The organism is Ilumatobacteraceae bacterium (assembly GCA_033344875.1).
GTDB lineage: Bacteria > Actinomycetota > Acidimicrobiia > Acidimicrobiales > Ilumatobacteraceae > Ilumatobacter.
Map to the genome: position 1 here is coordinate 3,056,054 of JAWPMO010000001.1, position 11,777 is coordinate 3,067,830.

11 protein-coding genes are annotated in these 11,777 nt (G+C 69.5%); 6 read left to right on the top strand and 5 right to left on the bottom strand.

The annotated features are described in order from the left end of the window. Positions 1-57: 57 nt before the first annotated feature. Positions 58-1,050 (top strand): Vms1/Ankzf1 family peptidyl-tRNA hydrolase, encoded by a 993-nt coding sequence (locus tag R8G01_14480; GenBank protein MDW3215204.1) that lies wholly within the window; start codon positions 58-60, stop codon positions 1,048-1,050. 18 nt (positions 1,051-1,068) lie between these two features. Here the strand turns inward: R8G01_14480 and R8G01_14485 are convergent, their stop codons facing one another. Genes R8G01_14485 through R8G01_14500 form a run of 4 tightly spaced genes read right to left on the bottom strand, consistent with a single transcriptional unit; the run spans position 1,069 to position 4,590 of the window. Then, positions 1,069-1,725: a DUF1269 domain-containing protein gene (locus R8G01_14485; GenBank protein MDW3215205.1), complete on the bottom strand. Its 657-nt coding sequence runs from the start codon at positions 1,723-1,725 to the stop codon at positions 1,069-1,071. A 36-nt stretch (positions 1,726-1,761) separates the two neighbouring features. Beyond that, on the bottom strand, positions 1,762-2,913 hold the full coding sequence (locus R8G01_14490) for a CaiB/BaiF CoA-transferase family protein (GenBank protein ID MDW3215206.1): 1,152 nt from the start codon (positions 2,911-2,913) through the stop codon (positions 1,762-1,764). Next, positions 2,913-4,076, bottom strand: coding sequence for an acyl-CoA dehydrogenase family protein (locus R8G01_14495; protein MDW3215207.1), 1,164 nt, complete (start codon positions 4,074-4,076; stop codon positions 2,913-2,915). Before R8G01_14495 ends, R8G01_14490 begins: the two co-directional genes overlap by 1 nt. 49 nt (positions 4,077-4,125) lie before the next feature. Next, a complete protein-coding gene (locus R8G01_14500; protein MDW3215208.1) occupies positions 4,126-4,590 on the bottom strand; it encodes a MerR family transcriptional regulator in 465 nt (154 codons plus the stop codon). A 46-nt stretch (positions 4,591-4,636) separates the two neighbouring features. Here R8G01_14500 and R8G01_14505 point away from each other — a divergent pair, with 46 nt between their 5' ends. From R8G01_14505 to betB, 5 genes are all read left to right on the top strand, one after another. After that, complete coding sequence (locus tag R8G01_14505; protein ID MDW3215209.1) at positions 4,637-5,260, top strand: class I SAM-dependent methyltransferase; 624 nt, start codon at positions 4,637-4,639, stop codon at positions 5,258-5,260. A gap of 55 nt (positions 5,261-5,315) precedes the next feature. Next, positions 5,316-6,215: an LLM class flavin-dependent oxidoreductase gene (locus R8G01_14510; GenBank protein ID MDW3215210.1), complete on the top strand. Its 900-nt coding sequence runs from the start codon at positions 5,316-5,318 to the stop codon at positions 6,213-6,215. Positions 6,216-6,234: 19 nt separating this feature from the next. After that, on the top strand, positions 6,235-7,878 hold the full coding sequence (locus tag R8G01_14515) for an AMP-binding protein (GenBank protein ID MDW3215211.1): 1,644 nt from the start codon (positions 6,235-6,237) through the stop codon (positions 7,876-7,878). 54 nt (positions 7,879-7,932) lie between these two features. Further along, the gene (locus R8G01_14520; protein ID MDW3215212.1) at positions 7,933-8,706 is read left to right on the top strand and encodes a creatininase family protein; all 774 of its coding nucleotides are present in this window, start codon (positions 7,933-7,935) and stop codon (positions 8,704-8,706) included. A gap of 85 nt (positions 8,707-8,791) precedes the next feature. Beyond that, positions 8,792-10,282 (top strand): betaine-aldehyde dehydrogenase, encoded by a 1,491-nt coding sequence (betB, locus tag R8G01_14525; protein ID MDW3215213.1) that lies wholly within the window; start codon positions 8,792-8,794, stop codon positions 10,280-10,282. Positions 10,283-10,331: 49 nt separating this feature from the next. Here betB and R8G01_14530 read toward each other — a convergent pair whose 3' ends face one another. Further along, a complete protein-coding gene (locus tag R8G01_14530; GenBank protein MDW3215214.1) occupies positions 10,332-11,759 on the bottom strand; it encodes an NAD-dependent succinate-semialdehyde dehydrogenase in 1,428 nt (475 codons plus the stop codon). Positions 11,760-11,777: the final 18 nt, after the last annotated feature.

The window sequence follows — 11,777 nt, forward strand, 5'->3', positions numbered from 1 at the left end:
ACCCGACCGGGTGACCGCGTACGTTTGGCGCTCTCGCGCTACGGGGATGCTCCCGCCATGAGCGCTTCTCTCGATGACCTGCAGCCGCTGACCGACGCCGAAGGCCCGTTCCTGACGTTGCTCCTCCCGGCCCCGAGTCGCCACGCCGACGCCGCCGAACGCTTCGCCGTTCGCTGCAAGAACGCGCTGAAGGACGTGAGCGACGACTGGCCGAGCGACGACCTCGCTCGATTCGAGCAGGAACTCGCCGCGCTGCCGCACAACGCCGGCGCCTCGGTGATCGTCGTCCACGCCACCGGCGGACCGACCCACGTCGAGTTCATCGACGACGCGGTCGAACCCCGTGTGTTCGAAGGCCCGTTGCCTCGGCTCGCTCCGCTGATCGAGTCACGCCAGCGCACGGTCGCGCACGTGGTCGTCGACGCCGACAAGGCCGGGGCGAGCCTCACGGCACTCGACGGTGGTCGGCTGCTCGACAGCGAGATCGTCGAGGGCGACACCGAGCACATCCATCGCGGTCACCCCGGTGGATGGTCGCAGCGTCGCTTCCAGCAGCGAGCCGAGAACACGTGGGACGAGAACGCCGACGACATCGCCGAGGCGGCCGACGAGTTGGCCCGCCGCGTCGATGCCCGTCTCGTCGCCGTGGCCGGGCCCGCCCGCGCCAGGTCGATGGTCGTCGAGTCGATCGAGGGACTCGTGAACAACCGTGAGTACTCGGTCGAATCGATCGAGCAGGGCGACGTCGACGGCATCGCCGACGCGGTGACCCGATTGACCGCCGACGTCGCCGCTTCCGACGCCGTGGCAGCGATCGAACGAGCGAAGCAGTCGATGGCGACCGCCGACGATTTCGACGGCGACGTCCTCGCCGCACTCGAAGCCGGCCGAGTCGACACCCTCCTCGTGCACGACGATGCCGACACGACGTCGAACGACCGCCTCATCGACCGCTGCATCAGCCGCGCACTGGCCACCGGCGCCGACATCGTCGTCGTCCCGTCGGTCGCGGTCCTCGACGACGGCGTCGCCGTCGTCCTCCGCTGGTGACGCCGGCCTGACGCCGAGTCAGTGCTGCTCGAACGCAGCAGCCAGATCCGCGATGGCTGCCTCGGGCAGCGTCGACTCGATCAGCTCGGCACCGGGGAACCGACGGGCCTCACGCTCCAGCGCGTGCACGTCGACCTGCTCGGCGAGGATGATCACGGCCGACGTGCCGGGTTGCACCGCCTGCTTGAACCAGTCGACCCACGCATCGGGGATGCCGAGGTCGATGACCTTGGCGGTGACAGCGCCGGCTCCGGCGCCGATCCCGATCCCGGCGATCCAGCCGACGGGCCCACCGACGAAGAGACCGAGCAAGCCGGTCCACATCGCACCGTTCAGCGCGCTTCGCCCGGGTGTCGGGTCGATGGTCTCGGTGACCTTGACGTCACCGTTGTCGTGCTTCTCGACGATGACCGCGTCCTTCAGCTGGAGCGACCCCTCGGTCCGAAGCCTGCTCATGGCCATCAGGTACTCCTGCGCCATCAGCCGCTGCTGGAACGCGACACCGACGAGGACCGGCGAGTCGGGATCGGAGAGGTCGCTGACCTCGCGTGCGATCGGTTCGGCATGCGTCGTGGGCGGCGGTAGCGACCCCCCGGGTTGCACGACCGGCGAGCCGTCGGGCGACGGGCCGTCCGCTCCGAGCGACTCGACGCCGCCGGTGTTCTCCGTACTCATGTTCACAGTGTGCCGCAACCGGAGCCGACAACACGTTCACGGACGGCGACGGTGCCGGATCTCGTCGACCAGCGACCGGTCGTGTTCACCGAGCGCCGGGATCGAGGTCGACGGATCGGGCAGACCCGAGATGTTGAACGGCGGGAGCAGCATCGCCGCCGTTCCGGTCGGGTGCTCGACCTCGAACCGTCGATCTCGGGCGGCGAGTTGCTCGTGGTTCCAGACCTCGATCGGGTCGCGCACCTGTGACCAGGCGATACGACCCTCGGTGAGCCGCCGGGCGGCGGCGTCGCGATCGAGCGTGCCGAAGACCCGCTCGATCTCCAGCTCGAGCGCCTCGACGTTGGCGATCCGGTCCTCGTTGTCGACGAAGCGCGGGTCGTCGACCAGCGCCGGGTCGCCGAGCACCGTCGTCGCGAACGACGCCCATTCCGGATTCGACTGCACCGCGACCAGCACGGAACCGCCGTCGCCGAGTTCGTACAACCCGTAGGGGGCGATCAACGCGTGTCGGTGCCCTGCACGTTCGGGCACGACCCCGGTGTGTGCAGCCGAGTACACCGCCGGTGCCGTCCACTCCGTCAGGCACTCCAACATCGACAGCGAGATCGCCGCTCCCTCACCCGTCACGCTGCGCCGGTACAGCGCGGCGAGAATCGAACTCAGCGCGTACATCGCGGCGGAGATGTCCGCCGCGGAGAACCCGACCTTCGAGAGTTGGTCGGCCGAGCCGGTGAGCGCCATCGCTCCCGCCTCGGCCTGGATCGCGAGGTCGTAGGCCTTGTCGTCGGTACGCGGGCCGCCGCGCCCGTAGCCGGTGATCTCGCACGCGATCAGGTGCGGATGGAGCGCATGCAGGCCCACGGCGTCGACGGCTGCCCGCACGCCCGCCGCGGCCGAGAGGTTCTGGACGAACACGTCGGCACCGGCGACGAGCGCGTCGAACGTCGCACGGTCGGCGGGCACCTTGAGGTCGAGTTCGATGCTCTGCTTGCCGCGGTTGGCCCACACGAAGAACGTCGACTCGCCGTTCATCTTCGTGTCGTAGCTGCGGGAGAAGTCACCGACGCCGGGTCGCTCGACCTTCAACACGGTCGCGCCCAGGTCGGCGAGGTGACGCGTGGCCAGCGGCGCGGCGACCGCCTGTTCGAGCGCGACGACGATCACCCCGTCGAGTGGTGCGCTCATCAGTAGCTCTTGGGGAGGCCGAGGCACTGCTGGGCGACGAAGGCGAGGACGAGATTGTTGTTGATCGGCGCGACTTGGTAGAGCCGGGTCTCGCGCAACTTGCGCTCGATGTCGTACTCGACCGCGAACCCGAAGCCGCCGTGTGTGTCAAGCGCTGCGTTGCCGGCCTCCCACGACGCGTTCGAGGCGAGCATCTTGGCCATGTTGGCCTCGGCGCCGCACGGCTCGCCGGCATCGAACAGTTCGGCGGCCCTCCACCGCATGAGGTCGGCGGCACGCAGATTGGCGTACGCCTTGGCGAGCGGGAACGCGACGCCCTGGTTGGATCCGATCGGGCGACCGAACACCTCACGGGTGCGCGCGTACTCGCTCGCCCGGTCGAGGAAGAACGTGCCGTCGCCGATGCACTCGGCGGCGATCAGGATCCGCTCGGCGTTCATCCCGTCGAGGATGTGCCGGAACCCTCGGCCCTCGGTGCCGACCAGCGAGTCGGCCGGGATCTCGAGGTCGTCGAAGAACACCTCGGTCGTGCTGTGGTTCATCATCGTCGGGATCGGGTTGATCGTGACGCCGGGCACCAGTTCGCCGTCGGCGCCCCGGAGTTCGAACAGGAACACCGAGAGCCCGCCGAGACGGTCGTCGTCGTCGGCAGGGCCGGTGCGGGCGAGGAGGATCATCAGGTCGGAGTACAGCGCCCGCGAGGTCCAGATCTTCTGACCGTTGATGCGCCAGACGTCACCGTCGCGTTCGGCGCGCGTGCGGATCTTCGTGGTCTCCGAGCCGGCCTCGGGTTCGGTCACGCCGAACGCCTGCAGCCGCTGCTCACCGCTCGCGATCTTCGGCAGGTAGCGCTGCTTCTGCTCGTCGGAGCCGTGCCGGAGCAGCGTGCCCATCACGTACATCTGCGCATGGCAGGCGCTGGGGTTGCCACCGCTCGCCGCGATCTCCTCGAGGATCACCGAGGCGCCCGACAGGCTCAGCCCACCCCCGCCGTACTCCTCGGGGATCAGCGCGGCGAGCCACCCCTGCGCGGTCAGCTCGGTGACGAACTCCTCGGGGTACCGGTCCGGCTCGAGACCGCGCCAGTACTCGTTGCCGTACTTGTCGCACAGCCGACGGACCTCGGCCCGGATCACATCGAAATCGTCGGGGGTGGCACTCACACGGTTCAGCCTTTCAGATCGGACGCGGCCCGACCGCAGCGACGAGGGCTCAGTCCGCGGGCGGCCCGGCCCACGCGCGTCCGCCTTCGCCGGAGGGGTCGAGGCGGCGGTCGATCTCTTCGTTCATGATCCGACACTCGTCGAGGGGATGATCGAACCGGCAGAGGAGCGCACCGTCCAGGAGTCGCCTGGCGTGCTGCAGCCGCGCGATCTCCTCGTCGAGCAGCACCATCCGTTCGTCGGCGATCGCCTTCCACGAGGCGTTGTCGTCGGCGTCGAGGATCGCCTGGATCTCGTCGAGCGACAGCCCGGCGTCCTGCAGCATCTGGACGAACACGACACGGCGGACGGTGGCCGGTTCGTACCGCCGCCGTCCCGACTCCCGCGAGTCCGCGACCACCAGGCCGCGGCGCTCGTAGTACCGGAGCGTCGAGGTTGCGACGCGGGTCAACGCGGCGACGGCGCCGATCGGCAGCGGACTCGTCGATGGATCGGCCTCGGCACTTTTCTGCATGGCACCACTTGACGTGAAGCCGGGTTCAACTGTCAAGGTGGCATCCATGGCTGCGAACACGTCCGACCGACCGGTGCCCAACCACCACGCCTCGCACGGAGGATTCTCCGGGGTGAGCGGCCTGCTGGCCGCATTCCGGTTCCTCTCGGGCCGAGACGAAGCCGCTCGGCTGGCGATCGAGCTCGCCGAACTCGCGCCCGGCGACCGTCTCGTCGACATCGGCTGCGGGCCCGGCACGGCCGTGCACGCGGCGGACGAACTCGGCGCCGAGGTGGTCGGCGTCGATCCGGCGAGCGTGATGCTGCGTGTCGCACGGCTTCGCTGGCTGCGCGACGGGAGCACGTCGTGGCGTGTCGGCACGGCCGAGTCGGTACCGGTCGCCGACGGGTGGGCGAACGCCGTGTGGTCGTTGGCGACCGTGCACCACTGGGTCGACCTCGAGGCCGGCATCCGCGAGGTTCACCGGGTGCTCGCACCCCGTGGCCGGTTCGTGGCGATGGAACGGCGGATCGACGACCCCGACGCCGACGGTGTAGCGAGCCACGGCTGGACGGTCGAGCAGGCCGAGTCGTTCAGCGAGCACCTGCGTCGCCACGGGTTCGTCGACCTCGCGACGGGCACCCACGACGGGACCCCCGAACTCGTCCACGTCGTCGCACGACGCGCCTGATGTCCGGTCCGACCGAACTCGGCGGGGCCGACTCCGCCCGCGTAGGTTCACCGGGATGACCGAACGCATGCCCGCCCTCTCGATCGCCGCCGTGCCCGGCCGGCGCGCCCAGATCCTCGAACTCGCCGCCGACATCGAACGGCGCGGATTCTCCGGCATCTACTGTCCCAGCTTCGGCGATGCGATGGGTCTGTGTCTCTCGATCGCGCACGTGACGAACACGATCGAGTTCGGCACGTCGATCCAGCCGATCTACCTGCAGCACCCGGCCGCGCTCGCCACCTCGGCGAGCTACCTCCACGAGATCGCCGAGGGCCGCTTCCGGCTCGGCGTCGGGGTGACCCACGGACCGGTGGTCAAACGGCTCGGCGTCGAGACCGGCAAGCCGCTCACCGACATGCGCGAGTACGTCGGCACGATGCAGGTCGCCGCCGAGCAGATGGGCGGGTTGCCTCCCGTCGTGCTCGCCACCCTGCGCGACAAGATGGTCGGGCTCGCCGCGGAGATCGCCGACGGTGCGGTCTGGGCCAACGGGTCGCGGAGCCGGATGGAGCACTCCCTCGGGTTGATCCCCGATGGCCGCGACCTCTGGATCGGCAACATGATCCCCACCGTCATCGACGACGACATCGAGGCCGCGCGGGCTCGCAACCGCAAGACCCTCCGGGGCTACGTCGGACTCCCGAACTACCGCAACTACTGGATCGAGGCCGGCTACGAGGAGGAGATGACCGCGGTGACAGCCGGTCTCGAAGCCCGTGACCACGATGCGGTCCTCGCCGCGATGAGCGACCGTTGGCTCGACGACTGCACGCTGTCCGGTTCGGTTTCGCAGGTGCGCGAAGGTGTGGAGGCGTGGTTCGACGCCGGGGTCACCGCGCCGGTCGTGGTTCCCTCGTCGACCTCGGGCGGCCAGGCCAAGGCGTTCGCCGAAGTCTTCGACGCATTCGCCTGACCCGGCGGACCGACCGACGATGAGCTTCAACCTGGCAACCGCGTGGGAGACCACCGCCGATCACCGTGGCGAGGCACTCGCACTGCACTGCGGCGGTGTGTCGCGCACGTGGACCGAGTTCGAGACACGAGCCGCACGGCTCGCGGGAGCCTTCGCCCGCGTCGGGGTCGGCCCGGGCGACAACGTCGCGCTTGCGCTCTACAACGGCAACGAGTACCTCGAAGCCGAGTTCGCTGCCTTCAAGGTCCGCGCCGCCCCGTGCAACGTGAACTACCGATACGTCGAGGCCGAACTCGAGTACCTGGTCGACAACAGCGACGCCAAGGCGGTCGTGTTCGACGTCGCGCTGGCCGACCGTTTCGCCAACGTCCGCGACCGGTTGCCCGACGTGCAGTTGTGGGTCCAGGTCGGCGGCGATCCGGCCGAGGTCGCCCCGTGGGCGGTCGTGTACGACGACCTGATCGCGTCGTCGGAACCGGCAGCGCGGGTGGACCGTTCCGCCGACGACCTCTGGATCCTCTACACCGGCGGGACCACCGGACATCCAAAGGGCGTCATGTGGCCACACCGCAGCGTGGTGGCGGTCAGTGCCCGGGTGTTCGCCGCTGCGGGCGCACCGGTGCCCGAGTCGCTCGCCGACCTGCCCGGCATCATCGACGCCATCGACGCGAACGGCTCGTCGCCCCGCCAGTTCGCTGCATCACCCCTGATGCACGGCACCGCCGGGATCGGTGCGTTGATGACGCTGCTCGCCGGGGGCTCGGTGGTCACGACACCGAACCGACGTCTCGACGTCGGCGACCTCTGGCGCACGGTCGAGTCACAGCACTGCACCGCCGTGACGATCGTCGGCGACGTGTTCTGCGCGCCGATGGTCGACGAACTCGACCGCCGCCGCGCCGCCGGCGACCAGGTCGACCTCACGTCGGTCCGGTCGGTGACGTCATCGGGCGTCATGTGGAGCCAGCCGGTGAAAGACCGACTCCTCGCCCATGCGAAGGCGCAGGGATCCCCGCTGAGCTGCTACGACTCGCTCGGGTCGAGCGAGGGGGTCGGTTTCGCTGCCAAGCAGTCGGACGCCGGTGGCACCGACACGGAGACGGCGACGTTCACGCTCGGCCCGAACGCCGCCGTGTTCACCACCGATGGTCGCCGGGTCGAGCCGGGATCCGGCGAGCAGGGTCTGCTCGCCGTCGGCGGTCCGATCCCGCTCGGCTACTACGGCGACCCGGCCAAGTCGGCCGAGACGTTCCGTGAGATCGACGGGCGGCGTTGGTCGATCCCCGGTGACTGGGCAACGGTGGCGGCCGACGGCACGGTCACGCTGCTCGGACGCGGTTCGGTCTCGATCAACACCGGCGGTGAGAAGGTGTACCCCGAGGAGATCGAGGAAGCCCTGAAGCTGCTCGACGCCGTGGCCGACGCGAACGTGGTGGGCGTGCCCGACCCGAAGTGGGGCTCGGCCGTCACTGCGGTCGTCGAGCTCGCCGCCGGTGTCGACGTGTCCGACACCGACCTGGTCGACGCCTTGCGGGGTCGTCTGTCGGCGTACAAGCTGCCCAAGCACGTGGTCCGAGTCGACACGCTCTACCGGAGCCCGAACGGCAAGGCCGACTACAAGTGGGCGGTTCGCACCGCCCGCGAGTCGCTCGGCATCGAGTAGCACCCGACCGGGCCGGTGGGTTCCGGGCCGACGGACGTGCGGTACGGTCCGGCGATGCCTCCCCACGCACTCTCCCTCGCCACACGGACGGAGCTGAGCGAGCAACCACCGGATCTGGTGGTCATCCCGGTCGGTGCGCTCGAACAGCACGGCCCGCACCTGCCCGTCGGGACCGACACGTTCCAGGTCGAGTCCATCGCACACCTCGCGGCCGAGCGCGCCGACGGGCATCGCGTCGTGGTGGCACCGCCGGTCGCGTTCGGATGCTCCGATCATCACCTTCCGTTCGGTGGGACCCTGTCGCTCTCCACGTCGACCTTGCTCGCCGTGCTGCGCGACCTGATCCGCACCGCGAGCGCCTCGGGGTTCGAGCGGGTGTTCATCCTCAACGGCCATGGCGGCAACCAGGAGGTGGTCGTGCTCGCGGCCCGCGACGGCGCGCAGGAGTTCGGCATCGCCGTCGGTGCCGGCTCGTGGTGGGAGATCGCCAGGGCGGCGCTCGTCGACGCCGGCGCGGCCGATGGTGCCCTGATGCCCGGCCACGCCGGTGGCTTCGAGACCGCGATGATGACGAACATCCTCGACCGGTCGTTCGACCGATTGCCGCCGCCGTCGGTGGCGTTCGGCGCGACCGACCCGCGCAGCCCGGCCGCCGCGTACCGCACCGAGCGCCCGACCGGATGGAGTGACACCGACGGCTACACCGACGATCCGGCGGTGTTCGACGGCGCCGACGGTGCACGCTTCCTCGACATCGCGGCAACGGTGGTCGGCGAGTCGTTGGTGCGCTTCGTACGCGACACCCCGACCGCCACGACCGACGACTGACGCGTCGCGGGCACCATCGCTCCCGGGCCCGGGCGGCCTGTCTGCCGCCGATCCGAACGGCCCGCCGGTTCGGTAGGTTCCGGACATGGCCCCTTCGTCGACCGTGAACGCCGACACAGCGCTCGAGACCCGCCGATCGTTCATCGGCGCTGAGTACGTCCCGTCCACGAGCGGCGAGACTTTCGAGACCCGGCATCCGGGGACCAACCGTGTCATCTGCGACGTCGAACAGGCCGGCGAGCGCGAGGTCGAACTCGCCGTCGAGTCGGCCGCGGCCGGGTTCGCCGTGTGGTCGGCGATGCCGGCGATCGAACGCAGCCGGATCCTGCGCCGCGCCGTCGACATCATCCGCGACCGCAACGACGAACTCGCGGCACTCGACACGCTCGACGCCGGCCGCCCGATCGGCGAGACCTCCACCGAGGACGTGCCGACCGGTGCCGACGTCATCGAGTTCTACGCCGGCCTGGTCCCGGCGATCCACGGCGAAACGGTCGACTTCCCCGGCGGCTTCGCCCGGATGCGGCGTGAGCCGCTCGGCGTGTGCGTCGGCATCGGCGCATGGAACTACCCGATCCAGATCGCGATGTGGAAGTCGGGGCTGGCGTTGGCATGCGGCAACGCGATGATCTTCAAGCCGGCCGAGGTCACCCCGATCTCGGCTGGGTTCCTGGCCGAGATCTACCTCGAGGCCGGCCTGCCGCCCGGTGTGTTCAACGTCGTCCAGGGAGATGCGCGCGTCGGCCAGATGCTCGTCCGCCACCCCGGCGTCGCCAAGGTCTCGCTCACCGGCGAGGCGGGCACCGGCAAGATCGTGATGTCCGACGCGGCCGGGTCGCTCAAGCAGGTCACGCTCGAACTCGGCGGCAAGTCGCCGATCGTCGTGTTCGACGACGCCGACGTCGACAGCGCCCGCAACGCGGCGCTCACCAACAACTTCTACTCGACCGGCCAGGTCTGTTCACACGGCACGCGCGTGTTCGTGCAGCGCGGCGTCTACGACGAGTTCCTCGACGGTCTCGCCGAGCGGGTCGCCGGGTGGTCGGTCGGTGATCCGTTCGATCCCGACACGATGATCGGTCCGCTCGTCAGCGCCGAGCACCGCGACAAGGTGATGGGATACATGCAGGCCGCGCTCGACTCGGGCGCACGCCATGTCGTCGGCGGGGTCGTGCCGGACGACCCGGCGCTTGCCGGTGGCAACTACGTGACGCCGGCCGTGTTCGCCGACTGCACCGACGACATGGCGTTCGTCACCGACGAGGTGTTCGGCCCGCTGATGTCGGTGCTGCCGTTCGACGACGAGGACGAAGTGCTCGCCCGCGCCAACGGCACCGACTACGGCCTCGCCGGCGCCGTGTTCACCCGCGACATTTCACGGGCCAACCGCGTCGCCAACGCGATCCAGGCCGGGTTCGTGTGGATCAACGACTACGGCACGATGCCGGCATCCATCCCGTTCGGGGGGTACAAGCACTCGGGCATCGGTCGCGAGAACGGCGAGCAGGCGATCGAGCACTACACGCAGATCAAGACCGTCTACACCAACCTCGAACCGGTCGAGCGCTACCTCTGAGTCTGCGAACGGAGCGAACCAGGTTCGCTCCGTTCGGGGTCCGGGTCGATCAGAACGACGTGGCGATGTACTGGGTCTCGCAGAACTCGTAGATGCCCTCGCTCGCGCCTTCGCGGCCGAGTCCCGATTGCTTCATGCCACCGAACGGCGCCGCCGGGTCGGAGACCGAACCGCGATTCAGGCCGATCATCCCGGCCTGGATGCGCTCGCTGACCGCGAGACCGCGGGCCAGGTCGCTGGTGAACACGTAACCGATGAGCCCCATCTCGGTGTCGTTCGCCTGACGGATCATCTCGTCGGTGTCGGTGAACGTGATGATCGGTGCGACCGGCCCGAAGATCTCCTCGCGGGTGATCGGGGAATCCGGCGCGACGTTGGCGAGCACGGTGGGCGCGTAGAAGCTCCCCGGGCGATCGAGGCGGGCGCCGCCCAGTTCGATCGTGGCGCCGGCAGCGACCGCTTCGTCGACCAGGCCGGCGACCTTGTCGACGGCCTCGTCGTGGATCAACGGACCGCACTCCACACCATCGGTGAACCCGTCACCGACGGTGATCTCACCCATCGCCGCCGCGAACTTGCGGGTGAACTCATCGGCGACGTCGGCGTGCACGAAGAACCGGTTCGCCGCCGTGCACGTCTCGGCCGAGTGCCGCATCTTGGCGACCATCGCACCCTCGACCGCGGCGTCGATGTCGGCGTCGTCGAACACGATGAAGGGTGCGTTGCCGCCCAGTTCCATGACCGACTTGAGGACCCGGTCGGCCGCCCGCTTCAGGAGCTTCTGTCCGGTCGGCGTCGAACCGGTGAACGACACCATGCGAGTCGCCGGGTGATCGACGGCGGCATCGAACCAGGCGCCCGAACTCTCGGCCACGGTCACGTTGACGAGGCCGCCGGGTACCCCGGCCTCGGTCAGCAACTCCGCGATCCGCAGGGCGGTGAGCGGCGTCTCCGTCGGCGGCTTGATGACCACTCCGTTGCCGGCCGCGAGTGCGGGAGCGAGTTTGCGGGTGATCATCGCCGCCGGGAAGTTCCACGGCGTGACGATCACCACCACACCGACCGGCGGATGGTGCACGATGATCCGGTTCGCACCCGACGGGGCGGTCGTCAGCGACCCCCGGATCCGCACTGCTTCCTCGGAGTTCCAGCGGAAGAACTCGGCGGCGTACGCGACCTCGCCGCGGGCGTCGGCGAGCGGCTTGCCCTGCTCGGTGACGATCAGGCCGGCGAGTTCCTCCTGGTGCTCCATCATGAGCTCCCAGCAGCGCCGGAGGATCTCGGCTCTCTCGCGCGGCGCGACCGTGGCCCATGCCTGCTGCGCGACGTGGGCGGCCTCGCAGGCCGCGGCGGCGTCGTCGGTCGTCGCCGCGGCGACGTCGGCGATGTGCTCCCCCGTCGCCGGGTTGGTCACGGCGACCGTTGCGCCGGACGAACCGTCGCGCCACTCCCCACCGATGAACAGCTGTGTCTGCATGCGGTACTCCTACTCCTT

Bases quoted from the DNA above. Each gene is read 5' to 3' on its own strand.
- R8G01_14480 (MDW3215204.1), top strand. From the start codon at position 58: ATGAGCGCTTCTCTCGATGACCTGCAGCCGCTGACCGACGCCGAAGGC.
- R8G01_14485 (MDW3215205.1), bottom strand. From the start codon at position 1,725: ATGAGTACGGAGAACACCGGCGGCGTCGAGTCGCTCGGAGCGGACGGC.
- R8G01_14490 (MDW3215206.1), bottom strand. From the start codon at position 2,913: ATGAGCGCACCACTCGACGGGGTGATCGTCGTCGCGCTCGAACAGGCG.
- R8G01_14500 (MDW3215208.1), bottom strand. From the start codon at position 4,590: ATGCAGAAAAGTGCCGAGGCCGATCCATCGACGAGTCCGCTGCCGATC.
- R8G01_14505 (MDW3215209.1), top strand. From the start codon at position 4,637: ATGGCTGCGAACACGTCCGACCGACCGGTGCCCAACCACCACGCCTCG.
- R8G01_14510 (MDW3215210.1), top strand. From the start codon at position 5,316: ATGACCGAACGCATGCCCGCCCTCTCGATCGCCGCCGTGCCCGGCCGG.
- R8G01_14515 (MDW3215211.1), top strand. From the start codon at position 6,235: ATGAGCTTCAACCTGGCAACCGCGTGGGAGACCACCGCCGATCACCGT.
- R8G01_14520 (MDW3215212.1), top strand. From the start codon at position 7,933: ATGCCTCCCCACGCACTCTCCCTCGCCACACGGACGGAGCTGAGCGAG.
- betB (MDW3215213.1), top strand. From the start codon at position 8,792: ATGGCCCCTTCGTCGACCGTGAACGCCGACACAGCGCTCGAGACCCGC.
- R8G01_14530 (MDW3215214.1), bottom strand. From the start codon at position 11,759: ATGCAGACACAGCTGTTCATCGGTGGGGAGTGGCGCGACGGTTCGTCC.